Annotated in this window: 31 protein-coding genes; 16 read left to right on the top strand and 15 right to left on the bottom strand. The window is 64.5% G+C overall.

Translation table 11 applies throughout. From position 1 onward, the window contains the following. Window positions 1–4: 4 nt before the first annotated feature. Window positions 5–655, bottom strand: a complete 651-nt coding sequence (locus HNP71_RS09610) for a 50S ribosomal protein L25/general stress protein Ctc (protein WP_183266692.1) — start codon at window positions 653–655, stop codon at window positions 5–7. A gap of 110 nt (window positions 656–765) precedes the next feature. Between HNP71_RS09610 and HNP71_RS09605 the strand changes: the two genes are divergently transcribed. From HNP71_RS09605 to HNP71_RS09580, 6 genes are all read left to right on the top strand, one after another. After that, window positions 766–1,560 carry a carbon-nitrogen hydrolase family protein gene (locus HNP71_RS09605; RefSeq protein ID WP_183266691.1) on the top strand — a complete coding sequence of 265 codons (795 nt, stop codon included), beginning with the start codon at window positions 766–768 and terminating at the stop codon, window positions 1,558–1,560. 57 nt (window positions 1,561–1,617) lie between these two features. Next, a complete protein-coding gene (locus HNP71_RS09600; RefSeq protein ID WP_183266690.1) occupies window positions 1,618–2,070 on the top strand; it encodes a CBS domain-containing protein in 453 nt (150 codons plus the stop codon). A 129-nt stretch (window positions 2,071–2,199) separates the two neighbouring features. Beyond that, window positions 2,200–3,414: a 5-aminolevulinate synthase gene (hemA, locus tag HNP71_RS09595; RefSeq protein ID WP_183266689.1), complete on the top strand. Its 1,215-nt coding sequence runs from the start codon at window positions 2,200–2,202 to the stop codon at window positions 3,412–3,414. Then, window positions 3,414–4,187, top strand: coding sequence for an SDR family NAD(P)-dependent oxidoreductase (locus tag HNP71_RS09590; protein ID WP_183266688.1), 774 nt, complete (start codon window positions 3,414–3,416; stop codon window positions 4,185–4,187). The genes hemA and HNP71_RS09590 overlap by 1 nt, the downstream gene beginning before the upstream one ends. Before the next feature lie 143 nt (window positions 4,188–4,330). After that, window positions 4,331–4,909, top strand: coding sequence for an acetate uptake transporter (locus HNP71_RS09585; protein WP_183266687.1), 579 nt, complete (start codon window positions 4,331–4,333; stop codon window positions 4,907–4,909). Window positions 4,910–4,992: 83 nt separating this feature from the next. Next, complete coding sequence (locus HNP71_RS09580; RefSeq protein WP_183266686.1) at window positions 4,993–6,876, top strand: AMP-binding protein; 1,884 nt, start codon at window positions 4,993–4,995, stop codon at window positions 6,874–6,876. Here the strand turns inward: HNP71_RS09580 and HNP71_RS09575 are convergent. Continuing rightward, entirely contained in the window at window positions 6,873–7,325 is a 453-nt protein-coding gene (locus HNP71_RS09575) for an acyl-CoA thioesterase (protein ID WP_183266685.1), read from the bottom strand. The genes HNP71_RS09580 and HNP71_RS09575 overlap by 4 nt on opposite strands. A gap of 128 nt (window positions 7,326–7,453) precedes the next feature. Between HNP71_RS09575 and HNP71_RS09570 the strand changes: the two genes are divergently transcribed. From HNP71_RS09570 to HNP71_RS09560, 3 genes are all read left to right on the top strand, one after another. After that, window positions 7,454–8,398, top strand: coding sequence for an NAD(P)H-dependent flavin oxidoreductase (locus HNP71_RS09570; RefSeq protein ID WP_183266684.1), 945 nt, complete (start codon window positions 7,454–7,456; stop codon window positions 8,396–8,398). An 87-nt stretch (window positions 8,399–8,485) separates the two neighbouring features. Further along, window positions 8,486–9,253, top strand: coding sequence for a crotonase/enoyl-CoA hydratase family protein (locus HNP71_RS09565; RefSeq protein ID WP_183266683.1), 768 nt, complete (start codon window positions 8,486–8,488; stop codon window positions 9,251–9,253). Window positions 9,254–9,280: 27 nt separating this feature from the next. Next, entirely contained in the window at window positions 9,281–10,021 is a 741-nt protein-coding gene (locus tag HNP71_RS09560; RefSeq protein WP_183266724.1) for a TlyA family RNA methyltransferase, read from the top strand. A gap of 15 nt (window positions 10,022–10,036) precedes the next feature. Here the strand turns inward: HNP71_RS09560 and HNP71_RS09555 are convergent, their stop codons facing one another. Then, window positions 10,037–11,728: a phosphoenolpyruvate carboxykinase gene (locus tag HNP71_RS09555; RefSeq protein WP_183266723.1), complete on the bottom strand. Its 1,692-nt coding sequence runs from the start codon at window positions 11,726–11,728 to the stop codon at window positions 10,037–10,039. Then, on the bottom strand, window positions 11,721–12,200 hold the full coding sequence (locus HNP71_RS09550; RefSeq protein ID WP_183266682.1) for a pyridoxamine 5'-phosphate oxidase family protein: 480 nt from the start codon (window positions 12,198–12,200) through the stop codon (window positions 11,721–11,723). Before HNP71_RS09550 ends, HNP71_RS09555 begins: the two co-directional genes overlap by 8 nt. A gap of 59 nt (window positions 12,201–12,259) precedes the next feature. Here HNP71_RS09550 and HNP71_RS09545 point away from each other — a divergent pair, with 59 nt between their 5' ends. Genes HNP71_RS09545 through upp form a run of 3 tightly spaced genes read left to right on the top strand, consistent with a single transcriptional unit; the run spans window position 12,260 to window position 15,222 of the window. Continuing rightward, window positions 12,260–12,961, top strand: a complete 702-nt coding sequence (locus HNP71_RS09545) for a response regulator transcription factor (RefSeq protein WP_183266681.1) — start codon at window positions 12,260–12,262, stop codon at window positions 12,959–12,961. 29 nt (window positions 12,962–12,990) lie between these two features. Beyond that, window positions 12,991–14,595 (top strand): ATP-binding protein, encoded by a 1,605-nt coding sequence (locus HNP71_RS09540; protein WP_183266722.1) that lies wholly within the window; start codon window positions 12,991–12,993, stop codon window positions 14,593–14,595. Window positions 14,596–14,598: 3 nt separating this feature from the next. Beyond that, window positions 14,599–15,222 carry a uracil phosphoribosyltransferase gene (gene upp / locus HNP71_RS09535; protein WP_183266680.1) on the top strand — a complete coding sequence of 208 codons (624 nt, stop codon included), beginning with the start codon at window positions 14,599–14,601 and terminating at the stop codon, window positions 15,220–15,222. Here the strand turns inward: upp and HNP71_RS09530 are convergent, their stop codons facing one another. Then, entirely contained in the window at window positions 15,223–15,717 is a 495-nt protein-coding gene (locus HNP71_RS09530; RefSeq protein WP_221246756.1) for a DUF2244 domain-containing protein, read from the bottom strand. A 42-nt stretch (window positions 15,718–15,759) separates the two neighbouring features. Here HNP71_RS09530 and nth point away from each other — a divergent pair, with 42 nt between their 5' ends. Then, window positions 15,760–16,440 (top strand): endonuclease III, encoded by a 681-nt coding sequence (gene nth, locus HNP71_RS09525; RefSeq protein WP_246344159.1) that lies wholly within the window; start codon window positions 15,760–15,762, stop codon window positions 16,438–16,440. A gap of 3 nt (window positions 16,441–16,443) precedes the next feature. Here nth and HNP71_RS09520 read toward each other — a convergent pair whose 3' ends face one another. Then, complete coding sequence (locus tag HNP71_RS09520; RefSeq protein WP_183266678.1) at window positions 16,444–17,646, bottom strand: pyridoxal phosphate-dependent aminotransferase; 1,203 nt, start codon at window positions 17,644–17,646, stop codon at window positions 16,444–16,446. Between the two features lie 209 nt (window positions 17,647–17,855). Between HNP71_RS09520 and HNP71_RS09515 the strand changes: the two genes are divergently transcribed. After that, window positions 17,856–18,266 (top strand): hypothetical protein, encoded by a 411-nt coding sequence (locus HNP71_RS09515; RefSeq protein WP_183266677.1) that lies wholly within the window; start codon window positions 17,856–17,858, stop codon window positions 18,264–18,266. Window positions 18,267–18,328: 62 nt separating this feature from the next. Further along, a complete protein-coding gene (locus HNP71_RS09510) occupies window positions 18,329–18,694 on the top strand; it encodes an FKBP-type peptidyl-prolyl cis-trans isomerase (RefSeq protein ID WP_183266676.1) in 366 nt (121 codons plus the stop codon). A 24-nt stretch (window positions 18,695–18,718) separates the two neighbouring features. Here the strand turns inward: HNP71_RS09510 and HNP71_RS09505 are convergent, their stop codons facing one another. Genes HNP71_RS09505 through rpmI form a run of 3 tightly spaced genes read right to left on the bottom strand, consistent with a single transcriptional unit; the run spans window position 18,719 to window position 20,269 of the window. Further along, window positions 18,719–19,624, bottom strand: a complete 906-nt coding sequence (locus tag HNP71_RS09505) for an EcsC family protein (protein WP_183266675.1) — start codon at window positions 19,622–19,624, stop codon at window positions 18,719–18,721. A 55-nt stretch (window positions 19,625–19,679) separates the two neighbouring features. Next, complete coding sequence (gene rplT / locus HNP71_RS09500) at window positions 19,680–20,048, bottom strand: 50S ribosomal protein L20 (RefSeq protein WP_183266674.1); 369 nt, start codon at window positions 20,046–20,048, stop codon at window positions 19,680–19,682. Window positions 20,049–20,068: 20 nt separating this feature from the next. After that, on the bottom strand, window positions 20,069–20,269 hold the full coding sequence (rpmI, locus tag HNP71_RS09495; protein WP_183266673.1) for a 50S ribosomal protein L35: 201 nt from the start codon (window positions 20,267–20,269) through the stop codon (window positions 20,069–20,071). Window positions 20,270–20,444: 175 nt separating this feature from the next. Here rpmI and HNP71_RS09490 point away from each other — a divergent pair, with 175 nt between their 5' ends. After that, the gene (locus tag HNP71_RS09490; protein ID WP_183266672.1) at window positions 20,445–20,993 is read left to right on the top strand and encodes a regulatory protein RecX; all 549 of its coding nucleotides are present in this window, start codon (window positions 20,445–20,447) and stop codon (window positions 20,991–20,993) included. Here HNP71_RS09490 and HNP71_RS09485 read toward each other — a convergent pair. Genes HNP71_RS09485 through HNP71_RS09460 form a run of 6 tightly spaced genes read right to left on the bottom strand, consistent with a single transcriptional unit; the run spans window position 20,977 to window position 25,439 of the window. Then, on the bottom strand, window positions 20,977–21,753 hold the full coding sequence (locus HNP71_RS09485; protein ID WP_183266671.1) for a hypothetical protein: 777 nt from the start codon (window positions 21,751–21,753) through the stop codon (window positions 20,977–20,979). The genes HNP71_RS09490 and HNP71_RS09485 overlap by 17 nt on opposite strands. 14 nt (window positions 21,754–21,767) lie before the next feature. Then, the gene (locus tag HNP71_RS09480) at window positions 21,768–22,079 is read right to left on the bottom strand and encodes a hypothetical protein (protein WP_183266669.1); all 312 of its coding nucleotides are present in this window, start codon (window positions 22,077–22,079) and stop codon (window positions 21,768–21,770) included. Window positions 22,080–22,128: 49 nt separating this feature from the next. Continuing rightward, on the bottom strand, window positions 22,129–22,440 hold the full coding sequence (locus tag HNP71_RS09475; RefSeq protein WP_183266667.1) for a hypothetical protein: 312 nt from the start codon (window positions 22,438–22,440) through the stop codon (window positions 22,129–22,131). Between the two features lie 10 nt (window positions 22,441–22,450). Further along, window positions 22,451–22,963: a glycoside hydrolase family 108 protein gene (locus HNP71_RS09470; RefSeq protein ID WP_183266666.1), complete on the bottom strand. Its 513-nt coding sequence runs from the start codon at window positions 22,961–22,963 to the stop codon at window positions 22,451–22,453. Further along, on the bottom strand, window positions 22,956–23,285 hold the full coding sequence (locus tag HNP71_RS09465; RefSeq protein WP_183266665.1) for a hypothetical protein: 330 nt from the start codon (window positions 23,283–23,285) through the stop codon (window positions 22,956–22,958). The genes HNP71_RS09470 and HNP71_RS09465 overlap by 8 nt, the downstream gene beginning before the upstream one ends. Before the next feature lie 9 nt (window positions 23,286–23,294). After that, entirely contained in the window at window positions 23,295–25,439 is a 2,145-nt protein-coding gene (locus HNP71_RS09460) for a hypothetical protein (RefSeq protein ID WP_183266663.1), read from the bottom strand. Between the last annotated feature and the right edge of the window lies 1 nt (window position 25,440).

The raw sequence follows: 25,440 nt of genomic DNA, 5'->3' as shown, positions 1-25,440 counted from the left end.
TCAGTTATTTCTTCTTGCCGCCCTTGCCGGCCTTCGCGGCGGCAGCGGCAGCGGCGGCAGCGGCGTCGGCGGCCAGCTGCTCGGCGGAGACGGTCGGCGGCGCCAGGGTGGCGACGACGAAGTCGCGGCCCACGATCACCGGCTGGCAGTTCTCGGCGCCCTTGAGGTCATGCCAACGAACGTTGTCGTTGATGTCCAGGGTGGCGAGATCAACCTCGAACTTCTCGGGGATGTGGTCGGGGTCGACCTCAACCTCAACCTTGTGGCGCACGACGTTCAGCACGCCGCCGCGCTTCAGGCCCGGGCAGGTCGCCTCGTTCAGGAAGTGCACGGCCACGGCCACGCGCACGCGCTCGCCGGAGACGAGGCGCTGGAAGTCCACATGCTCGGGCTGGTCGGTAACCGGGTGGAACTGCACGTCGCGCATCAGGGCGCGGGTGGTCTGCCCGTCAACGGAAATCTCATACAGGCGCGAACGCCAGCCGCCGCGCTTCAGCTCGCGCAGAACAAAACGCGGATCGAGCGCGATCAGCGTCGGCTCCTGCTTCGCACCATAAACAACGGCGGGCACCTTGCCCTCACGCCTCGTCGCCCGCGCCACCCCCTTGCCGGCACGCGAACGCGCAGAGGCCTCAACAGCTTCAAAATTGGCCATAATACGCTCCTACAAACAACAAAAGCCGGCCTCCAGGGGTGCCGGCGGGGCGGGGTTTAGCGGCTTTTTCGCCACTTTTCAACAACTGCCGGGCCGACTAGGGTTTTCTCATGAAAATCGCGCTGTATCAGGGCCCCGGGCTCATCAACAACGTCCCCGCCTCCTTCACCCTGCTGGACGCCAAGGCGCAACAGGCCAAGGCCCAGGGCGCGGATCTGCTGATCCTGCCTGAGATGTTCCTCTCCGGCTATAATATCGGCGCGGAGGCTGCCAAGGCCCAGGCCGTGACCGCCGAAGGCCTCGCCCCGGCGCGCGAAATCGCCAAGGCGCACAACATCGCCCTGGCTTTCGGCTACCCGGAGAAGCTGGGCGAGGATGTTGCCAATTCCGCCGTGCTCATCGGGCCGGATGACGCGATCCTGCTCAACTACCGCAAATCGCATCTGTTCGGCGATCTCGACCGCGCGATGTTCAAGGCCGTCGGCACGGAGTTCCCTGTGGCCGAGCTGAACGGACTCAAATTCGGCCTGCTGATCTGCTACGACATCGAATTCCCCGAACCCGCCCGGCGTCTCGCTTTGGCGGGAGTGGATGTCCTGCTCATCCCCACCGCGCAAATGCAGCCTTACGAGCAGGTGGCCCGCCATGTGCTGCCCGCCCGCGCCTATGAGAATCAGGTCTATACCGCCTACGCCAACCATTCGGGCGAGGAGAACGGGCTTGGCTATATCGGGCTTTCCAGCATTTGCGGCCCGAACGGCGCGATCCTGGCCTTCGCCGGGCGGGACGAGGAAATGCTGTTCGCCGAGATCGACCCGGCGCATCTCGCCGCCGTGCGCGCCGCCGACCCGTTTTTCAAAGACCGCAGGCCGGAGCTGTACGGAGCATTAGCGCAACCGAAATAAATATTAATTGCATTGCGGCTCCCCCCTGCCCCATATTGGCCAAAAAGGGGAATAGCCATGAATGTAAAACAGATCCTGCGTAACAAGCCGCCGGGCTTCGTCTCCGTCGCCCCCGAGGACCGTATCACCACCGTGCTCTCAATCCTGGCGGATCGCGGCATTGGCGCCGTGCTGGTGCTGGATAATGGCCGTCTCGCCGGCGTGCTAAGCGAGCGCGACATCGTCCGCAGCCTGGTGAAGAACGCCCAGGACACACTGGACATGACCGCCGCCGCGCTGATGACGCCCAACCCCACCACCGCCTCGCCGGAAACCACCGTGGAACAGGCGATGGAGATGATGACCAACGGGCATTTCCGCCATCTGCCGGTCATGGAAAACGGCATCCTCACCGGCCTCGTCAGCATTGGCGACATGGTGAAGGCGCGCATCGACCAGTGCCAGTACGAGGTGGACTCGCTGCGCAATTACGTGACAGGCAGCGTCTCCGCCCACGCGCCCGCGGCCTAGCGGATTGGCGGGATGCTGCCGCGCAGCCGCGGCATCCCGCCACACTCAACCCAGCCGCTTGATGTAAGTCATTGACTCCCGCGGCATGCGCGCCTTTTGTTAGCGCATTCCAGCGACTTACCGGTTCAGATGCACAAGTTTCTTGCCAAATGTGACGAAGCCCTCGCCGAAATCTCCGCCCAGGGGCGCTACCGGCGCTTTGTGGCGCTCGAGAAACTGGTCGAGACCTTTCCCTATTACCGCGTGACGATGGAGGGCAAAACCAGGGACATCCTGGTCTGGTCCACCAACGATTATCTCGGCATGGGCACCGACCCGGTGGTGATCGAAGCCGCCATAGACGCCGCGCGCAATTACGGCGCGGGCGCGGGCGGCACGCGCAACATCGCGGGCTCCAGCCCCATCCATGTGGCGCTGGAGGAGGAACTCGCTGATTTGCACGGCAAGGATGCGGCGCTGCTCTTCACCTCGGGCTATGTCTCCAACCAGGCCAGCCTCACCGCCATCCTCAACTCCCTGCCCGACTGGCATGTGTTCTCCGACGCGCAGAACCACAATTCCATGATTGTCGGCATCAAGGGCGGCAAGCAGGCCACGGTGCATATCTTCAAGCATAACGACATGGCGGATCTCGAGCGCTTGCTCGCCGCCGCCCCCGCCGATGCGCCGAAGCTGATCGCCTTTGAGAGCGTGTACTCCATGGATGGCGACATCGCCCCGCTGGCCGAGATCTGCGACCTCGCCGACAAGTACAACGCCATCACCTATCTGGACGAAGTGCATGCCGTGGGCATGTACGGCCCGCATGGCGGCGGCGTGTCCGAGCGCGATGGCGTGGCGGACCGCATCACCATCATCGAAGGCACGCTGGCCAAGGCCTACGGCTGCCATGGCGGCTACATCACCGGCGATTTCAAGGTGCTGGACTATATCCGCTCCGTCGCCGCCGGGTTCATCTTCACCACCGCCCTGCCGCCCCCCACCGTGGCGGCGGCGCTCGCCTCCATCCGCACGCTGAAGGCCGACAACGCCCGCCGCGCGCTGCTGTTCAACCGCGCCGAGACGCTGAAGGCCAAGTTCAAGGCCGCCGGGCTGCCGGTTATGCCCAGCACCAGCCATATCGTGCCGCTGATGATCGGCAATGCCGCGAAGGCGACGGAAGTCTCCATGCGGCTGATCCGCGAGTTCGGTATGTACGCCACGCCTATCAACTACCCCACCGTGCCGCAGGGCACGGAGCGTCTGCGCTTCACCCCCGGGCCGAAGCATACCGACGAGATGATGGACGAGCTGGTGGCGGCCCTCTGCCAGATCCTGCAGCCAGCCGAGGCCGCCACGGCCTGATGGAACTCGGGCTCGGCGGCAAAACCGTCCTTATCACGGGCGGGTCCAGGGGTATCGGCTTCGCCTGTGCCCAGGCTTTTCTGGCCGAGGGTGCACGCGTGGCCATCTGCTCGCGCAATCCGGCGCATGTCGATGCCGCGTTGGTGGACCTGCCCACCGCAGCCGGTTTCACCGCCGACCTGACCGACGCCGCCCAAGCCACCGCCATGCTGGCGGATGTGCAGGCTACGATCGGCCCGGTGGACGTGCTGGTGAACAGCGCCGGTGCGGCCAAGCGCGTGGCCCCCGAGGAGCTGACCCCGGCTTTGTGGCGCGCCGCGCTGGATGCGAAATTCTTCAGTTACATCAATGTTATCGACCCTGTGGTGAAATCCATGGCGGCGCGTGGGTCGGGCGTTATCGTCAACATCATCGGCAATGGCGGCAAGGTCGCCAACCCGGTGCATATCGCGGGCGGGGCGGCCAATGCCGCGCTCATGCTGGCCACCGCAGGGCTCGCCGCCGCCTATGGGCGCCAGAGTGTGCGGGTTGTGGGCCTCAATCCAGGGATCACCGCCACCGGGCGCGTCACCGGCTTCATTGAAACCAAAGCCCAGCGCGAGGGCATCAGCACCGAGCAGGCGCTGGAGCGGGCCGTCGCCGATATCGGGCTGGGCCGCATGGCCGAGCCTGCGGACATCGCCAACATGGCGGTGTTCCTGGCCTCGGAGAAAGCGGGCTATGTCAGCGGCGTCACCATCGGCATGGACGGCGTGGCCACTCCGGTCATCTGAAGCAGATTGCGCCGTTATGGCGCATTAGTGCACTATTTTACATTTTCCACGAAATCGGCAATAATCAATCCGGTTCTGACACCAATCGTCGGAACTGGGATAACGTATAAAAAACGTCCGAATTCGCAGGAGGAATACCAAGAATGAAACTTGCCAACCCGGCCCCGCTTGGGCTCTTCGGCTTTGCTCTCACCACCTGGCTGCTCAGCATGGCCAATGCCGGGCTCCTGCCCGAGGGCGCCTTGATGCCGCTGGTGCTCGCCATGGCCTTCGCCTTTGGCGGCACCGCCCAGTTCTTCGCCGGCCTCATGGAGATGGCCAAGGGCAACACCTTCGGCTTCGTCGCCTTCTGCTCTTACGGCGCGTTCTGGTGGAGCTTCGCGCTGTTCGTGAAGTTCTTCGTGGGCGGGATCCCCGCCACCGTCGCCGGGGCCGATGTCGGCGCCGCTGTCGCCTGGTATCTCTTCGTGTGGGGCGCGCTCACCTTCGCCATGTGGATTGCCACCTTCGCTCTCAACCGCGCCGTGTTCCTGGTCTTCACCGCGCTGGTACCGACCTTCTTCCTGCTCGGCTTCGGCAAGCTGCTGGGCAACCCCCTGCTCGGCACCATCGGCGGCTATGGCGGGCTCATCACCGCGGCGCTGGCCTTCTACACGGGGGCGGCGGAAGTCATCAACGAGGCGCACGGCAAGACCGTGCTGCCACTCGGCACACGCGCTTAACCAGCCGATCATCGCAGGGGTGGCCAGTGGCCACCCCTTTTTCGTTCTATCGATAATCAAGACATTTCCGGAGAGACGCCCCGATGACCGCCTATACCTCTCTCTATGCCGGCTGGCAGGCCAACCCCGACAGCTACTGGGCCGAATGCGCCAAACTCATCGACTGGGACAAAGCCCCGGACAAAATCTTCGACGGCGCAACCGGCCCCTACGGCGCCTGGTTCCCCGATGCCAAGCTCAACACCTCTTACAACTGCCTCGACCGCCACATCGCCGCCGGGCATGGGGACCGCATTGCCATCATCTGGGACAGCCCGATGGAAGGCAAACTGCTCAAAATCACCTATACCGAGGCCCGCGACCGCGTGGCCAAGATCGCCGGGGCGCTGCGCAAGCTCGGAGTGAGCAAGGGCGACCGCGTCGTCATCTACATGCCGATGGTGCCAGAGGCCGCGTTCTCCATGCTCGCCTGCGCGCGGTTGGGGGTCATCCATTCCATGGTGTTCGGCGGTTTTGCTCCGCCTGAGCTGGCCGCCCGCATCTCGGACGCCAAGCCCAAGGCCATCATCGCCGCCTCCTGCGGGTTGGAACCGGGCCGCCTCATCGCCTACAAGCCGATGCTCGATGCCGCGCTGGAGCTTGCCGACCACAAGCCCGAGGCGTGCCTGATCTTCCAGCGCCCGGCCTGCCAGGCACAGATGACGCCGGGGCTGGACCATGATTTCATCGCCGCCGAGACCGCCGCCGAACCGACAGACCCGGTGAGCGTGGAAGCCACCCACCCGCTCTATATCCTCTACACCTCCGGCACCACCGGCCGCCCCAAAGGCGTGGTGCGCGACAATGGCGGCCACGCCGTCGCCCTGGCGCAGAGCATGAAGACCACCTACGGCGTGGGCGCTGGCGAGGTGATGTGGGCCGCCGCCGATGTCGGCTGGGCGGTGGGGCATTCCTACGTGGTGTACGGCCCGCTGCTGGTGGGGGCGACCACCATCATCTACGAGGGCAAGCCCGTGGGCACGCCGGATGCCGGAGCGTTCTGGCGCGTCATCGAGCAGCACAAGGTGAAGACCATGTTCACCGCGCCCACCGCTTTGCGCGCCATCAAGCAGCAGGATTTCGCGGGCGATTACCTGCGCAAATACGATCTCTCCAGCCTCCAGGCGTTGTTCCTCGCGGGCGAGCGCTGCGACCCGCCAACCGCCGTGTGGATCCAGAAGCTGCTGGACAAGCCGGTAATCGATAATTGGTGGCAGACGGAAACCGGCTGGCCGATCACCTCGCGCTTCCTCGGGCTCGGGCTCACCCCGTTCAAGCCAGGCTCGGGCGGGCGTCCTTCACCCGGCTACGACGTGCAAGCGCTGGACGAAGCCGGCGAGCCGGTGGGGCGCGGCACGGTGGGGAATCTGTGCATCCGCCTGCCCATGCCGCCCGGCTGCGGCCCCACGCTGTGGCAGAACGACGAGGGCTATGTCAGCGCCTATCTCAAGGCCTTCCCCGGCTGGTACCGCACCGGCGATGCCGGGATGATCGACGAGGATGGCGATGTCTGGATCATGGGCCGCACGGACGACATCATCAACGTCGCCGGGCACCGCCTCTCCACCGGGGCGATGGAGGAGGTTGTCGCCAGCCATAAGGACATCGCGGAATGCGCGGTCATCGCCCGGTCGGACGAGGTGAAGGGCGAAATTCCCTGCGGCCTTGTCGTGCTGAAGGCGGGCGTGGAGCGCGACCCGAAGCAGGTGGAGGCCGAGCTGATCGCCCTGGTGCGCGAGAAGATCGGCCCCGTGGCGGCGTTCCGCGAGGTGATGGTGGTGCCCCGCCTGCCCAAGACCCGCTCAGGCAAAATCCTCCGCGCGGCGATGAAGAAGATCGCCAATGGCGAGCCGGTCACCGTACCCGGCACCATCGAGGATGCCAGCGTCCTGGACCAGATCCGCGAGGCCTTCGCCGCTGTGGGCTAAACCCCGCCCCTGAAGGCGAAACCATGCAACTTGGCCCGCTCATCCTCGGTGAGCGGGTCAGCTTTATTATGCAGCGCCTTCACCATGGTGCCGTTCGCCAGGGCGAAGCATTTGCCGTTCTGGAACGCCGCCTGCGCCAGCAGGAAGGACGAGCCGCCGATGCGCAGGATGGAGGAGCCGATTTCGACATCGCCGGGGTAATAGGCCTGGGCGATATAGTCGATGGTGTTGGAGGCCAGCAGCATGATCCGCCCCTCGGGCGGGTTGAGCAGGCTGTCGATGCCAAACGCCTCGATCATCCCCGCGGCGCGTCCTTCCTCGAAAAACCGGGCGATGGCGACATTGTTGAGATGGCGGAAGCCGTCCATGTCCGCGAACAGCACGCGGCTGGTGTAGCGCAGCGGATAATTGGCGATATCGAGCCGCGCCGGATCGTCGTGCAGAGCCATGGCTTCACTCCCCTTGGTTGTTATGGGGCAAAGACTATGTCCTGAAATACGGCGCTGTCAAAACCACTTTACGGCGGGCGTGGCACGGGGAATGATAGCCTCACCAAAACAGGAGGAAACAAACCAAAATGTCCACACCTGAACTCTTCCGGGGCCGACTTTCCATTCCCGTCATCGCCTCGCCGATGTTCCTCATCTCCCGCCCGGAGCTGGTGCTCGCCCAGTGCCGCGCGGGGGTGGTGGGGTCTTTCCCCTCGCTCAACGCCCGGCCCTCGGGCATGCTGGAGCAATGGCTGCAACAACTGCGCCGGGAGCTGACGGAGAAGGACGCGCCCTTCGCGGTGAACCTGATCGTCCACAAGAGCAACACGCGGCTCGCGGAAGACCTCGCCTTGGTGGTGAAGTACCAAGTGCCGGTGGTCATCTCCTCGCTGGGCGCGCGGCCCGAGGTGAACGAGGCTGTGCATTCCTATGGCGGCATCGTGTTCCACGACATCATCAACGATGAATTCGCGCACAAGGCCATCGAGCGCGGGGCGGACGGGCTGGTAGCCGTGGCCGCCGGGGCGGGCGGGCATGCGGGCACGCAATCACCCTTCGCTTTGGTGCAGGAAATCCGCGAATGGTTCTCCGGCCCGCTGGCGCTCTCGGGGGCCATCGCCAATGGCAACGCCATCGCCGCCGCGCGGGCGCTGGGGGCGGATCTCGCCTATATCGGCTCGGCCTTCATCGCCACCGAGGAAGCCACCGCCGATGCGCGCTACAAGAAAATGATCGTGGAGAGTGCCGCCAAGGATATTTTCTACACCGACCATTTCACCGGCGTGCATGGCAATTACCTCATCCCCAGCATCGAGGCCGCCGGGTTGGACCCCGCCGCCCTGAAAGCCGCCGAAACCCAGCACATGAACTTCGCCGAAGCGCCGGGCAGCGAGGCCAAGGCGTGGCGGGATATCTGGGGCGCTGGCCAGGGCATCGGCGCGGTGAAGGCGGTGGTGCCGGTGGCCAGGCTAGTGGAGCGCCTCGGCACCGAATACCGGGCGGCGCTGGCCCGGCTGGCCAAGGAGGGCTGAAAAAGGATTGAACTTGCACGCGTAACGAGACAACCTGCACTCAGCCGGGACACGCAACATGCGGCCAACGCAGACAAGGGGAGTGGCATGGCGGAGCTGATGACAGCCAGCATCGCGGCCGGGGTGGCGGATATCCGCCTCAACCGGCCCGATAAGATCAACGCGCTCAATCACGAGATGTTCGAGGCCATCGCGGCCATGACGACGCGGCTCGCCCGCCTGCCGGGCCTGCGCTGCGTGGTTCTCTCCGGCGAGGGGCGCGGCTTTTGCGCCGGGGCGGATCTGGACGCCCTGAAGCAGACCATTCCCCTGCGCCCCCGCACCCAAGGTGCCGCGAATATCTACCAGCACGCAGCCTGGGGCTGGCGGCAATTACCGGTGCCGGTGATCGCCGCCGTGCATGGCTTCGCCTTTGGGGCAGGGTTTCAGATCATGCTCGGCGCGGATATCCGCATTGCCGCGCCGCAAACGCAGTTCTCGGTGCTGGAAACGCACTGGGGGCTAGTGCCGGACATGGCGGGCTTTCCCCTGCTGCGCCGCCTGGTGCGCGACGATGTGGCTCGGGAGCTGATCTACACCGCACGCAAATTTCTGGGGGATGAGGCTGCCAGATTGGGGCTGGTGACGCGCTTGGCGGACGATCCGCGCGCCGAGGCCCTGGCTTTGGCCAAGCACATCGCCAGCCAAAGCCCGCCCGCCATCCGTGCCGCGAAGCGCCTGCTGAACAGCGAGGCCGATGCCCCTGCCCTGCTGCTGGCTGAGTCGGTGGAGCAGGAGGCGCTGCTCGCCTCGCCCGAACATGCCGAGACCCGCGCCGCTGCACGGGAGAACCGCACACCGGTGTTTGGCGATTAGGGCCGGATGGACTATGCCCGCCGGACCATGCCCAAGCAGCGCGCCGATCTCATGCTCGTCAATTCCGGCCTCGTGGAGTCCCGCGCCAAGGCGCAGGCGCTCATCATGGCCGGGCTGGTTTATGCCGGTACGGCGCGGGTGCAAAAATCCGGCGACATGCTGCCCGAGGACTCGCAACTCTCCGTAAAGGGGCAGGACCACCCCTGGGTCTCGCGCGGCGGGGTGAAGCTGGCACATGGGCTGGAGCATTTCGGCCTGAGCCCCGAGGGGCGGGTCTGCCTGGATGTCGGCGCTTCGACCGGCGGCTTTACCGATGTGCTGCTCACCCACGGGGCGGCCAAGGTCTATGCCGTGGATGTCGGCCACGGGCAATTGGCCTGGAAACTGCGCTCCGACCCGCGCGTGGTGGTGCTGGAGAAGACCAATGCCCGCCACCTCACTACCGAGACTATCCCCGAGCCAATCGGCGCGTTGGTTTGCGACGCCAGCTTCATCGGGCTGCAAACCGTGCTGCCCGCAGGGCTTGGCCTGTGCGCGCCGGGGGCCTTCGCCATTGCGCTGATCAAGCCGCAATTCGAGGCCGGACCCGGCCAGGTGGGCAAAGGCGGGGTGGTGCGCGACACGGCGGTGCATGAGGAGGTTTGCCAGCGCATCGAGGCGTGGTTTGGCTCCCTGCCCGGCTGGAAAGTGCTGGGCATCACCCCGAGCCCGATCAAGGGCCCGGAGGGGAATGTGGAATTTCTGATTGGTGCGGTGAAGGCGGGCTAAGCCCGCCCCCCTGCTTTACGCGGCGGCCTTGATCGCCGCCGCCTTCACGTCCTCGTCCACATGCTCGGCGAAGGACGAGAAATTCTCGATGAAGCGCTGCACAAGCCCCTTGGCGGCTTCGTCGTAAGCCGCCTTGTCGGCCCAGGCGGAGCGCGGGTCGAGCACCTCATCCGGCACGCCGTTCACATGCTCGGGGATGGCGAGGCCGAAGAACGGGTCGGTGCGGTAGCTCACATTGTCCAGCTCGCCCGCCAGGGCGGCGCGCAGCAAAGCGCGGGTATGGGCGATGGACATGCGCTTGCCCACGCCATAGGCACCACCGGTCCAGCCGGTGTTCACCAGCCAGCACGAGGTGCCATGCTCCTTGATGAGCTGTTGCAACAGCTTGCCGTAAACCTGCGGGTGGCGCGGCAGGAAGGGCGAGCCATAGCAGGTGGAGAAGGTGGCCTGCGGCTCGGCGCCCAGCCCCTTCTCGGTACCCGCCACGCGGGCGGTATAGCCGGAGAGGTAATGGTACATGGCCTGGGCCGGGGTGAGGCGCGAGATCGGCGGCAGTACGCCGAAGGCGTCAGCCGTCAGCATCACCACGTTGCGCGGCGTGCCGCCACGGCCGGAGAGCTCCACATTCGGGATGAACTCCACCGGATAGCAGGCGCGGGTGTTCTCGGTGAAGGTCTTGTCGGTCAGGTCGAGGCGGCCATGCGGGTCGGCCACCACGTTCTCCAGCACGGTGCCGAAGCGGTGCGTCGCCGCCCAGATCTCGGGCTCGCTCTTCTGGCTAAGGTCGATGACCTTGGCGTAGCAGCCGCCTTCGAAATTGAACACGCCCTGCGGGCCCCAGCCATGCTCGTCATCGCCGATCAGGCGGCGGGTCGGATCGGAGGAGAGCGTGGTCTTGCCGGTGCCGGAGAGGCCGAAGAACAGGGCGGAATCCTCATCCGGGCCGATATTGGCGGAGCAGTGCATGGGCAGCACGCCGCGCTCGGGCAGGATCCAGTTCATCACCGTGAAGATGGATTTCTTGATCTCGCCCGCATACTCGGTGCCGGCGATGATGATCACCTTCTCGGCGAAGGAGAGCGCAATGGCGGTGGCGGAACGCACGCCGTCAAGCGCTGGCTCGGCCTGGAAGTCCGGCGCGTGCAGGATCACGTAATCCGGCTCGAACCCAGCCAGTTCCTCGGCCTTGGGGCGGATGAACATGTTGCGGGCGAACAGCGCATGCCACGCGCCAGTGGTAACCAGGCGCACGCGGATGCGGTTCTCGGGGTCGGCCCCGGCATAGACATCCTGCGTGAACAGCTCGCGGCCCTGCAGATAAGCCTGCACGCGCCCCTTCAGCACCTCGTATTTCTCGCGCGGGAGCTTCTGGTTCACCTTGCCCCACCAGACATGCTCCGTGGTGGAAGGCTCGTCGACCACGAATTTGTCGGCCACCGAGCGGCCGGTATGGATACCCGTGCGCACGATCACCGCGCCATCGGCCGAGAGACGGCCCTCGCCCTTGCGTAGCGAATGGGCGACGAGGGCCGGAGCGGTGAGATTGGCATGCAGCGGGGCGGTGGCGCGCACGCCGGTGCCGGACAGGGCCTTGCTATCCCGCGGATCGGTGGCGGTGGTCGAGTGGGTCACGGGAGCGTCCTCTTCTTGTTGGGCGGCTGGGGTTCCTTGGCCTTCATAAGCAGGCGGGGACGCGGCATCAACCATAACCAGAGGCTCGATGTTGAGAAATTTCATGCTGCAATGCGGCAAAATTCAAATGCACTGCCCGCCCGAACCCCCCGATATACTGGGTGTCATGAACAAAAATTTTCCAAAAACCGAAATCTCCGAAATCCACATATTGGACCGCATAAGGATGCGCGGCGAGAAAGCGCGCCCGCGCCGGCTCGGGCGGGATTTGCCGGGCCTCACCAGTTAGACACAAACGCGGGGCGGTTTGCGGGTTTTCGGAGGCGGCGGGACCGCTCACCAGCAGGGCGCAGGCCGGGTTGGCCTTGAGTTGACGCGTGTGCACCGCAAGCGTGGAGAGCAGGAGAAGGGGCTGGGCGTCCTCATCCAGCGCGGGGGTGACGAGTGCCGCATGGGGCGCGCCCGCCTGCGCCGTGGCCAACGTGCCAACGCGCGCACCCAGCAACAACGCGGCGGCCTCCCGCAAAGCCTCTTGATTTGCTGCCATAATCCGGTCACTCCCTGAAACCACAAAGGCCGTAAAGCCCAGCATAGGTTCCGGAACAGATGAAGCACACAATCGCCCTGGTTGACGACGACCGCAATATCCTCACCTCCGTGCAGATGACGCTGGAGGCGGAGGGATTCCAGGTCCGCACCTATACCGATGGCGAAAGCGCACTGCAGGCGCTGCTGGCCAAGCCAGCGGACCTCGCGGTGCTGGATATCAAGATGCCCCGCATGGACGGCATGGAGCTGCTGCAGAAGCTGCGGGTGCGCACGCAGATGCCGGTGATCTTCCTGACCTCCAAGGATGACGAGCTGGACGAGCTGATGGGCCTGCGCCTCGGCGCGGATGACTACATCACCAAGCCCTTCTCCCAGCGCCTACTGCTGGAACGCATCCGCGCGCTGCTGCGCCGGCACGATTCCACCCGCGCCGAGGCCACCGGCGCCGCCCCCGCCAGCGTGCTCACCCGCGGCGACCTGACGCTGGACGAGACCAAGCACCAGTGCCTCTGGAAGGGAAAGGACATCCAGCTCACCGTCACCGAGTTCCTGCTGGTGAAGGCGCTGGCCCAGCGCCCCGGCATGGTGAAGTCGCGCGACCAGTTGATCGACGCCGCTTACGGCGAGAACGTGTATGTGGATGACCGCACCATCGACAGCCATGTAAAGCGCCTGCGCAAGAAATTCCGCAATGTCGATGGCGAGTTCGACCAGATCGAAACGCTCTACGGCATCGGCTACCGCTACAAGGACGCCTGATCCTGCACCGCAAACCCCGCATCTCGCGCCTGCTGCGAGACATCCTCCTCGTCAACCTGTTGCCGCTGGCGCTGATCTTCGCGGCGCTGCTGTACCTGGACCAGTACCAGCAAGGACTGCTGGCGGCCGAAGTCTCCGCCCTGCGCGAGCAGGCGCGCATCTATGCCGGGGCCATCGCCCAGACGGCTGTGCAGGTGAATAACGGCCAGCCCGCAGTGAGTCCCGACCAGGCGCAGCCGCTACTTTACTCGCTCACCGAGCCCACCCCCAACGCGCAGGCGCTGATCTACGGCACGGATGGCACGCTGATCGCCAATTCCCGCGTGCATCCGGGGGCTGGCGGCGCCATCGTCACCCAGCCGCTCTCCGCCCCGCCGCCGCCGGGCTTCCTCAGCCGCGTGGTCGGGTTCATCTACGACCATCTTTCCGGCTCGGTAACCGGGAACGAGGATGAGTCCGGTCTGGTGGGCTCCGGCGCCGGGCAGGACCCGAACACGCTGGGCTGGCAGCCCGATGCCCGCACCGTGCTGCAACTCACCTCGACCAATCCGGGGCAAGAAGCCGCCCCCTTCGTGCGGCGTGATTCCGAGGGGCTGCTGCTCGTCACCGTGGCCGAGCCGGTGGAACGCAGCCAGCAGGTGATCGGCACCGTTCTGCTCACCCGCGAGGCCTCGGAAGTCGATCAGGCCGTGCTCTCGGTGCGGATCTCCATCCTCGGCCTGTTCGCCCTGGCGCTGGCGCTCACCGTGATCGTGTCCTTCTACCTCTCACGCACCATCGCCAGCCCGATCACCCGCCTGGCCGACGCCGCCGACCGGCTGCGCGAAGGCCGCGCCCGGGCGCAGAAGCTGCCCGAGACCATCACCGGCCGTAACGACGAGATCGGCACCCTGGCCCGCACGCTGGAAAGCTCGGCCCAGGCGCTCTGGGCGCGCATGGATGCGATCGAGAAATTCGCCGCCGATGTCAGCCACGAGATCAAGAACCCGCTTTCCTCGATCCGCTCGGCCATCGAGACGCTGACGCGCGTGGAGGACCCGGCCCGCGCCTCGCGCCTGCTCGCCATCATCAACCAGGATGTGCAACGCCTCGACCGGCTGATCACGGATATTTCAGACTCCTCCAGGCTGGACTCTGAACTCTCCCGAAGCAGATACGAAATTGTGGACATGGCGCGGATGCTGGCGACACTCGCCGAAATCCACGATGCCACACGCAAGGAGGGCAGCCCCTTCATAGAGGTGGATGCACAGGCCGAAGGGCTTTACGTGCGCGGCTCCGAGACCCGGCTGGTGCAGGTGCTGCGCAACCTGATCGGCAACGCCATCTCATTCTCGCCGCCGGATGCGAAGATCTATCTGCGCGGGCGCGAGACCGGCGGGATGATCGAACTGGCGGTGGAGGATGAAGGCCCCGGTATTCCCGATGGCAAGCTCGATTCCATCTTCGACCGCTTCTATTCCGAGCGCCCGCAGACCGAGCAGTTCGGCAGCCATTCGGGGCTCGGGCTATCCATTTCGCGCCAGATCGTGGAGGCGCACCAGGGCCGCATCTCGGCCGAGAACCGGCGCGACGACGAAGGCAAGATCGTCGGCGCGCGCTTTGTGATCCGGCTGCCGAAAGCAGGAGACTAAAAAATGCTGACCGTCATCGACCACCCGCTGGTGCAGCACAAGCTCACGCTAATGCGCAAGAAGGATACCACCACCGGCGATTTCCGCCGCCTCGCGCGCGAGATCTCACTGCTGCTGGGTTACGAGGTGCTGCGCGACCTGCCGCTGGAGACGATCACCATTGAGACCCCGCTGGAGACGATGGAAGCCGTGCAGGTGCAGGGCAAGAAGCTGTGCTTCATCTCCATCCTGCGCGCGGGAGAGGGCATTCTGGACGGTATCCTCGACCTCGTCCCCTCCGCTCGTATCGGCCATATCGGGCTGTACCGCGACCCGGAGACGCACGAGCCGGTGGAGTACTACTTCAAGGTGCCGGAAGCGCTGGAAGAACGGCTCTGTGTGGTGGTGGACCCGATGCTCGCCACCGGCCACTCCGCCGCCGCCGCCGTCACCAAGCTGAAGGAAGCTGGAGCAAAGCAGATCAAGCTGGTCTGCCTGATCGCGGCGCCCGAGGGTGTGGCGGCGTTCGAGGCTGTGCATGCGGATGTGCCGGTCTATACCGCCGCACTGGACCGGCAGCTGGACGAGCATGCCTATATCCGCCCGGGCCTTGGCGATGCCGGGGACCGGTTGTTCGGGACCAAATAGTTATAACTGCGGCGAGCGCCAGCGGGCCAAAGCGCGGTTGATCGCCGCAGCGAGGTCCCGTTTTTGGGCTTCACCAAGCTGACGGCCAATCTCCCGCCGTGCAGCCGGGGTACGGATGACGAGGTGGGGCACCGCGCCGGGCCTTTCCTCCAGTTCGGCCCTTGCCCAGCCGGGCGGGATAAAAACCACGCTCCTGCGCCCTGACGGGGTGATGTGGGTGATCTCGATATCATCGTTATTCAGGCGGATGATCTCACGTGCCCGGGCGGCACGGGCATTCAGCCAGAACAGCAGTGCGGCCAGAGCAAGATCGACACCGTTGAAGCCGACCACCGGCCACGCGCCTAGCAGGTACATCAGCGTGGTGACATAGAGCGAACCGACCGCCATGCCCCCCAGCACAGCCAACAGCGCACCGCGCGAGAGACTGCGATGCGGCCTCAGATCTGCCTCGAAGAACAGGGGGCTGGCGGGCTTGGCGGCGTATGCGTCCATGCCGCATACATCGTGCATCAAGCCGCTTGCCCCAAGGACCAGATGCCAAAATTGATGAAACGGGCGGATATTCCCGCCTTCCTCACCGCCATCGCCGCAGGCAACCCGGACCCGAAAACCGAGCTGCACTACCAGACGGCGTTTCAGCTCCTAGTGGCCGTGGTGCTCTCGGCGCAGACAACGGATGTGGCTGTGAACAAGGTGACGCCCGCCTTGTTCACGGCGGCGCCGGATGCGGCTGCCATGGCGGCACTTGGAGCGGAGGGGATTGGCCCGTTCATCAAATCCATCGGGCTATGGAGCGCCAAGGCCAAAAACGTGGCGGCACTCGCGCAGCTGCTGCTGGAGCGCCATGGCGGCGAGGTGCCTGGCGAGCGTGAGGCGTTGGAGGCCCTGCCTGGCGTGGGACGCAAGACGGCGAATGTGGTGCTGAATGAGGTGTTCGGCCAGCCGACAATGGCGGTGGACACGCATATTTTCCGCCTAGGCAACCGCACCGGCATCGCTCCAGGCGCCACGCCGCGCGCGGTCGAGGACCAACTGCTCAAGCGCATCCCCAAGGAGATGCTCAAACCCGCGCATTTATGGCTGATTTTGCATGGGCGCTATGTATGCAAGGCGCGTGCGCCGGAATGCTGGCGCTGCCCTGGTGCCACTTGGTGCACATACCCGGAGAAAACCCCGGTACCGGCGGAGACAAAACCCCGCCGGACCAAGGGGTAGTCGTTACTTCAGCGCCGCGCAGAAGCGCTGGATACGGGTGCAGGCCTCACGCAGCGCCTCGGTGGAGGTGGCGTAGGAGATGCGGAAATGCCCGGGATACACGAAGGCCGAGCCATGCACGGCGGCGACGCCTTCCTCATCCAGCAGGGCGATGACGAAATCCTCGTCGGTATTGATCTTCACACCCTTCGAAGTGGTCTTGCCGATGCAGCCCTGCATGGAGGGGAACACGTAGAACGCGCCTTCCGGCTTGGCACAGGTCAGGCCCTCGGCCTGGTTCAGCATCTCCACCACCAGATCACGGCGCTCCTTGTACACCTTCGTCATCTCGTGCAGCGCATCCTCCGGCCCGTTCAGCGCCGCCACGGCGGCCGCCTGGCTGATGGAGGAGGTGTTCGAAGTGGACTGGCTCTGCAACTTGTCCATGGCCTTGATCAGCTCGACCGGAGCGCCGCAGAAGCCGATACGCCAGCCGGTCATGGCATAGGCCTTGGAGCAGCCATTCATGGTGATGGTGCGGTCGCGCAGCTTAGGCTCCACCTGCACGATGGTGGCTGGCTTGAACCCGTCATAGGTCAGCTTTTCGTAGATATCGTCGGTAAAGACCCACACATTCGGGTGCTTCAGCAGCACGTCGCAGATCGGGCGCAGATCCTCGGCGGAATAAGCGGCACCGGTCGGGTTGCTGGGGGAGTTCAGGAAGAACCACTTGGTCTTGGGCGTGATCGCCGCTTCCAGATCCTCGGCGCGCAGCTTGAAGCCGTTGTTCTGGCTGCACGGCACGAAGACGGGCGCGCCCTCGGCGAGCTGCACGATGTCGGGGTAGGAGACCCAGCACGGGGTGGGGATGATCACCTCGTCGCCCGCCTGCACCGTGGCCAGCATGGCGTTAAAGATGACCTGCTTGCCGCCGGTGGAGACAATCACTTCCTCCGGCTTGTAGTCGATCCCAGAGTCCCGCAGGAACTTGGCTGCCACGGCCTTGCGCAGGGCAGGCGTGCCCGCAACATCGGTGTACTTGGTGTCACCGTTGTTGATCGCGTCGATGGCCGCCTGCTTGATATGGGCAGGGGTATCGAAATCCGGCTCCCCGGCGGAGAGGCTGATGATATCCCGGCCGGCGGCTTTCAGCGCCCGCGCCTTGGAGGAAATGGCGATGGTCTGGCTTGGGCTGATGCGGTTCAGCCGGTCGGCGATCAGGGTCATTCTGTTACGTCTCAGTTAAGTTGAAGGCGGGCGCCTTCTAAACCCGCTGCGCCCGGCGCGCAAATCACGAGATGGCCAATCTCTGCGCTTGCGGAGCCAATGAAATGAGCATAGGCCGCATTTGTCACCGAGTGTTACAGTACCGATGACAAACCAACATATGACGCGTCCGCCATAAGATTAAGCGGCGTTACTACAGGAGAGAAAAGATGAAGTTCACCAAGCATCTGCCGGCGTTCACCTTCGCATGCGCCCTGGGTTTCGCCCCGGCCGCTTTCGCACAGACCAGCACTGGCGGCACTATGGCCCCGATGCCCAACTCCACCATGGCGCCCGCCGCGACCGTTCCGGCCGCTCCGGCTGCCACCCCGACCACCCCGGCCGCCCCGGCGATGAAGCCGGCCACGAAGGCCGTCACCCCGCTAGCGAAGACCAGTGAGTTTAAGACCGAGGCCGCCGCCACCGCGCACTGCCCGGGCGACACCGTGGTGTGGAGCACCCTCTCCAAGAGCAAGAGCTACCACCTGAGCTCCTCCAAGCTGTACGGCAAGACCAAGCACGGCGCCTATGTCTGCAAGGCCGACGCCGACGCCGCTGGCTACCACCAGGCCAAGAACTAAGTATAAAGCTCTGGGGAGGCTTTGCTGCCTCCCCAGATGAAATTTGCGTAAAGGATTGAAAAATGGCCGAAAGCGAGATCGTCACCCTGCCGTCTGGCGTGCAGTACCAGGACCATGTGGTGGGCACCGGCGAAACGCCGAAGAAAGGCCAGATCGTGACCGTGCACTATACCGGCTGGCTGTATGAGAACGGTACCAAAGGTAAGAAGTTCGACTCCTCGCGCGACCGCGGGCAGCCCTTCTCCTTCAAGCTGGGTGTTGGCCAGGTGATTTCCGGCTGGGATATCGGCGTGTCGACCATGCAGCCCGGCGGCCAGCGCACCCTGATCCTGCCGCCCGAGCACGGCTATGGCCAGCGCGGCGCAGGCAGTGTGATCCCGCCCGGCGCGACGCTGATGTTCGACGTCGAGCTGGTTTCCTTCAAGTAACCTAAGTTTCGCTGCCGCGCGGCCTCAGCGGGCCTCGCGCGGCAGATATTTCAGCGGCAATGCCTTGCCCTGTCGGCGCTTCACCCGCCGGCGTTCCCGCGCCAGGCGCACCATATCCCCAAAACAATCCCGCACCGCCGCCGGATCGCCAGTGCGGCGCTCCAGCCCACGCAGGCAGAAATGCACCCGGGCCATATTCTGATAGTACTCGGTAAAGGCGTAATTCAGCGCCGCGCCCGCCAGCGCGCCCGCCACCGGCACTGCCTGGGCCATAAACTTCTCGGATAAGGTGACCCCGAACTGGCCGGCCGCGTTGCTAATCAGCAGGTTCACGGTCAGGTGGTTCACACCCAGGCGCGTCGCCCAATAGCCGGTTTCCGCATCGTCATCCTCCGTGCCAGGACCGCCGAAGGCTAACACTTGCAGGCAAGCCCGTCGTGTATCCTCCTCGGCCAGATCCTCGCCGGAATCACGCGCGACCTGGGCAATAGAGCGCAGAATGGTGGTTGTGGTGAACGGAATATCGAACAGCACGCCCGGCAATCCGACAAAACCTGACGCCGCACCGCTGGCCGTGGTGGCAAGGCGATGGAACGGGTTGCTGCGGGGAGATTTCGGCCTAGCCAATTGCGGCACCGCCTCCAGCCCGAACGTGGCATAGCGGTAGCTGGACCAGAGCGTGTCCTCCACCGCGTCCTGCACGCGCTGCACAAGGCCGGTCCAAGTGGAGCCGCCCAGACGCTCACCGGTCTGTGCCAGGCTTACGCGCAACGCCTCGATCCGGCGGCCGAACACACCAGCCAGACGCAGCAACACCCCGCGTGAATCCGCCATGATGACAGCGGCCCGCCAAAGCTGCTCCTGCTCATAGGGGGTGAGGAAAGCGGCCTGATCCGCAAGTTCGTCTGGGATGGGGGCAGAAATAGTCATGGCCGGGGAAGGATGCACCTTCGCCCGGCCATGAGACAAGTGACGTTTAGGGAAATTATTCCGCAGCGGCGGCGGAAACGCCCTTCACTGCCTGCACGATCTCCGCGAAGGACGCGGGGTCGTCAAAAGCGATGGCCGAGAGCACCTTACGGTCCAGCTCCAGCCCGACCTGCTTCAGGCCAAAGATGAACTGGCTGTAGGTCAGCCCATGTTCGCGCACCGCAGCGTTAATACGCTGGATCCAGAGCGAGCGGAACTCGCGCTTTTTCACACGGCGGTCGCGGTAAGCATAGCGCAGGGCCTTTTCCAGGCGCTCCATCGCGATGCGATAATTGGTCGACGAACGGCCAACATAGCCCTTCGACAGTTCCAGAACCTTCTTGTGGCGGGCGTGGGTGGTAACGCCGCGTTTCACACGTGCCATTGTCTATCTCTCCCTAATTCTTACAGACCGTACGGGGTCCACTGCTTCACGGTCAGGCCGTCAGCATGGGTGAGGACTTGGCTGCCGCGGTTCTGGCGCTTGGCCTTCTGGCTGCGGGCATACAGATTGTGGCGCTTCTTGCCCGGGCCGGCGAGCACTTTGCCCGTGGCGGTGATCTTGAAGCGCTTCTTGACCGCTGACTTGGTCTTCAGCTTCGGCATTTCGGTCTCCTATCACTTTATCCCCGTTCGCACGGGGGTCCCGGATATCGGGGCGGCGGCCAGGCATGCCTAAAAGGCCCGGACACGCGCGCATCACGTTTTACGGTGAAGCGGCGCGTATAAGGCCTACGCCCGTGCGTGACAAGAGACTCAGATACAGGCAGACTCTACAATTATGGCAGGCAAACCACCAGACGCAGCCAGTCTACACGAGGCGGCACTGAACCACATGGCGCGCTACGCCGCCACCGAAGCCAGCCTGGCCCGTGTGCTGGCACGCCGGGTGGAGCGCTGGGGACAGTCCCAGGAGAACGCAGAGTCCGAGGAAATCGCCCGCGCCATGCGCCGCGCCAAGGCGGAAATCCCCGGCGTACTGGCCCGGCTGAAAGAGCTTGGCGTGCTCAACGACGAAGCCTTCGCCGCCTCACGCGCCAAACGCCTGACACGGGAGGGCAAGTCGCACCGGGCCACGCTGGCGCATCTGGTGGCCAAGGGCGTCAAATCCCCCTCCCTGCCCGAGGACCCGGAACGCGAACTTGCCGCCGCCTGCGCCTATCTGCGCCGCCGCCGCGCCGGGCCATTTGGCGACGCACCAGAGCAAAAGATCCTCGCCGCCATGGCCCGTGGCGGCTTCGCCCAGAGCACCGCCCGCCGCGCCATGGCCCTGGAGCGCGAGGAAGCCGAGACCCTGATTAAGAGCCTCTCCACTACCCTGGAATTTTAACCCCAGCCCAAGCCGGAGTGAGGCGCGGGTCAAACCCGGTGCCGCCCGCGGGCGGCAAACGCGACTGGCGGAAGAAATATGTCCGCAACGCCTGTGCCAGATCCGTCCCCTGCTCGCGGTCAACCGCCCGAGCCGCAACGGGAGCAAACATCTCGCCGGACGCCACCCCAGGCTCGGCCCCACGTTCCGCCGCAGAAAATACGGCACGGGGTAACGCGCTCGCCCCCCGCATACCCTGCCCGCCTGCCAGTATACGGGACGCAGACCGGACAGACACCGGCGCCAAAGCCTCGTGGCTACCCGCCATTTTCGGCACACCGGTCGGCGCGTTACGCTGGACTGGCGCAAACGTCTGCCGCTCCGCCGCCTCGCGCCGGGGCGGCAGATAATCCGCCCCTCGCTCAAGCTCCCGTCTGGCACGCCCTTGCGCCGCCTCCTGCCGCGCCGCCGCCAGGACGGCTCGAAATCCCTGCGGCTGCCGCGCCACGGCATCAGACACGGGCTTCAGAACCTCTGCCGTCATCGGCCGACGCGCGGGACCAGGAACAAAACCCGCCCCTTCTCCCAGCCCCACAGTCTGCCGAAGCGTGCGGGAGACGCGCCGAAACAGAACCGGCGCAACCCCGGCAATCCCCTTTGCACCAAGATGCACCGCCATGTCCTGCACGGCGTTCCCCCGACTCTTGGCGGGCCGTGTAGCACGAAGCCGCGCTCGGAATGCCGCCAGATGGGTCAAATCCTCACCCGTCAGTTCCGCCATCCGGCCGCCTCCTCTTACAGCCCGAAGATCGACTTCAGATCGGCCAGGATCGTCTGCAGCAAACTAAGACCCGCCTTGGCCTTGGCAGCATCACCCGAGGGCAGCGTGGCCAGCACCGGTTCTGCGGCGGTGGCCAAAGTGGCGGCGGCAGCGGTCGCGGTATCCAGCGCGGTGGCATGCGCCGTATTGCTGGCCACCACAGAATTCATCACCGCCTCGCCGATCCGCAAACCGGTCGCCACGGCCGCGCCCACAGCACCGCCTGCAGCCTCGCCAATCGCCGCCGCCGCGTTCAAGCCAGTTTCAATATTGGTAATCTCGCTCATGATAACCCCTCTTTTCCTGATACGGCGATCCGCGCCGCGCGGTGGTCACTCAACCGTTGCCTTTGGCTACTTCGGCCGCGATCAGACCCATATCCGCCACAACCGTTTCGATTTCGGCCGGATTACTCGTCTTGATCAGTTGCGCGACATCCCCGATCGCCGTCTCCAGCTGCGCCACGGTCACCGTCGTCTCCGGCTCGAGAATTTTCACAAAACCCAGAATAATCCCGAGCAAATCCTCGGACGGCAGCGTCTGCTTGAGTACGAAATACTGTAGCACCGCCGTCACAGCGGTCCCCAGCCAAATCGCGAACCCTGTCCTGTTGGTCGGCGACTGCAAAAACACCTTGATTGAATTCATCCATATCTCATCAATGAAGAATTTCACCCGCAAGGGCGATCACCCTGCGCGTCCAGCCCAGTCCGAAATTCCCCCACCCTGGCAATCGACTGTAAAAATCAATCCGCCGCGCCAGAGCTTCACGCGCCAAAGCCAATGCATCAGTTTTGTTGAAAGCGGAAAGTGTCTTCGGCCCAAGCACGCCATCGGCCACAAGTCCGGCAGCCTGCTGCAACCAGCACACCGAGCGCCGCAACCCGGCATTCACTGCCGCATCGAATGCCACCATCGCCACCGGCAACACCAGCTCATCGCCATGCAGCGGCGCGTAAAAATCTCGCCGGTAGATGGCCTGCGCATCGGTCTCTGAAAGTTTGCTGATATCCAGATCGGGATATGCCGCCGCACTGATCCCGAATTTGGTGCCACGCAACTCCCCATGTCCCACAGCACCACCGGTCCAGTTGCCGGGGTCGGCGGAATTATCCGTGTATCCCCCCTCTGCCCCCAGGGTAAAGGCGAAGCACTTGGCAAAATTATCCATGGAATATCCTCGCGCAGAGCCCACCGCACACGGCGGAGAGCAGGCTGATGATCATCACGCTGATTCGCCGTTCCGCATCGCGCTCACCACGTATGCGCGCCAGATCCGCCCGCATATCATTCAATCCAGCCATCAGCTCATCGACTTTCGTAAACAACTTTCCAACGACCTGGTCTTCCTGCGCCAGATACCTTATCCTCCATGCCTCGACCGCATCCGCCTTGGCTTCCAGGATTCCGATATCCTGTCTTATACCGCTTATATCGTTGCGCAGCCCGGCAATGTCTGTCCGCAGCAGGGCGACAGTGTCTGCTGTATCCATATTGGCTCCTCAGTCTGGCGTATCAGACAGCGTGATAGGATAGGTCGTGGCTTGGAGCGGAAAATTGACAGTCCAGGCCGCCCCCAGATCATTGCCAATGTTCCAATTCGCGGGCAGCGTCTGGCTCGCTGCATTGTCGGTCACTGCATTGCCGCGCCCAATCTGCGCGCTGCCATACGGGTAGAAGAGCAACACTTCGGCAGACGGATTGGTAACCGGCGCCGCCAATGTCACGGCCAGATGCGTCGCATCGACTCTAGCCGCCGCCGTGGCGGTAATGATCGTCCCCGGCACCGCCACCGAACCGCCATCCATCACGGCAAAGCCCACGCCATTCGTTGCCTGCAACGGCACCAGCAGATCATTTCCTCCATCATGCTGGATCGTCAGGATCAGCCGCGTATCGGAAGCGCGATACACATGCGTGATCCTCGGTCCACCGCCCACCGGCAAACCAGTGGCCGGCACTTGCGCCGCCGGAATGGTATCGCTCAACCCCATCGCCAGCGCGGCCCGCCCTGCCGCATGCACACCGATCCGACCGTAGCGCAGCAGATCAGGTTCATCCCGATGTTGCGGATCACCACCTGAGAATACACCGGTCGTAGGGTCATACGCCGCGTTCAGCGGATTCGAATCCGCCGTCTGCGCCGCAAACACCACAACATTGTTGCTGGCATCCGCAGCCAGATCCGCGATCACCTCACGCACCATCTGCACACCGTCATTGGTCTCGTACGGGATCGCATTCCAGACCAACAACGGCAGCGTCGCCGCCGTCCGCCCAAGCAGGCTGCGCGTCATCCCCAACAGACGCAACACACTGCCATTATATAACGCCTTGTTAGCATACGGCATGGTGCTGTCCTGCTCCGACCACGGCCAGACAAGCAACGCGATGTCATTCTCATCCACCGCGCTCACCACTGCATTGCCGCCGGTCAGATAAGCGGTCAACGCCTCAAAATCCGGCCCCGCCGCCCAACTAGACGGGTCAGATCCATCCCCCGGATTGGTCAGAAACGTGCCATTCGAGGCTCCCGGTGGAAACAATGGCGACGAGGAATTGGAGATCGGATGCCCCGGAATCACCGAGTACCGGTCCGGCGAGATATACGAGCCCGAGGCCGCCGCCGTATAGCCATAGGCCGCGGCGCCAAGATACCAGGCCACCCCCTGCGCCAGCGCCAATGGCCCGCCTGCGCCAATGAACCACGCCGCATTAGACTGGCCCATCACCAACAGGTTCACGCCCCGGCGCGTCCCCAGCGCCCAGCGCGCTTGTGCCGAGATCAGCGTGCCAATCTCACCCGCACTAAGTGCGCGCTCCCACGAAGCTGCTTCATGGAACCAGCACTGCGCCGACCCCTGGATGCTGCCATCATGCAAAAACAGCACCTGCCCACTGGCGCTCGCCGCCAGCGGATTAACCACTCCAGAGGCCACCTGCACGCCATCCAGCCACACATCCACGCCACTGCCTGGCGTGTTGCGCAGAATTACCGCATGACTGTGCCGCCGCGCCAGCGTGGCGGAGAGCACGGTCTGACTCGCCGTGCCGGGAAACAACGTGAGGTTCGTCCCCTCGACGCTGTCCGCCTGCAAGATCGTCAATCCCGCCCCGGCGGTGGTGTGAAGCAATGGAATAGGCTGGTTATTGACGTAATAGGTCCCCTGCCGCCAGTTCGGCCGCGTCCACACGAAGTAGCGCGTCCAAGCAACCCCCGCACCCAACTCCAGCGCCGGATGCACCAGCCCCCAATCCGGGTCCAGGCTCGGCCCATAATTCACGATGGCCGCATCCGGCGCCCCCACCGCGCCCAGATACCCGTTTACCCGAGGCGCCGCGATGGTCGCGGCAGGTGTGGTATCAGCGGCAATATGATACGGCATCAAATTATTGCCGTTACCAGTTTTATCCTTCACCGCCCCAACAACACCGTTGCTCACAAGCAACGTGGCCCCGCCCGCATCCAGCAACCCATTCGGCAACCCGGCATCCCACCAGCCCGATATCCCACTAATCGCCGACGGGTATGGCCCGGTGAACAACCCTGCGGGCGGCGCGTTCCCAGCAAACAGCGGCCCCGCCAGCACGCGCATGCCCCGCCCTGTCGCCAGCGGAGAACCAGGAATGTTGAACAACATGGCCATG

The sequence above is a fragment of the Acidocella aromatica genome, assembly GCF_014201825.1.
GTDB classification, from domain to species: domain Bacteria; phylum Pseudomonadota; class Alphaproteobacteria; order Acetobacterales; family Acetobacteraceae; genus Acidocella; species Acidocella aromatica.
This window is presented reverse-complemented; position numbering and strand designations above follow the sequence as displayed.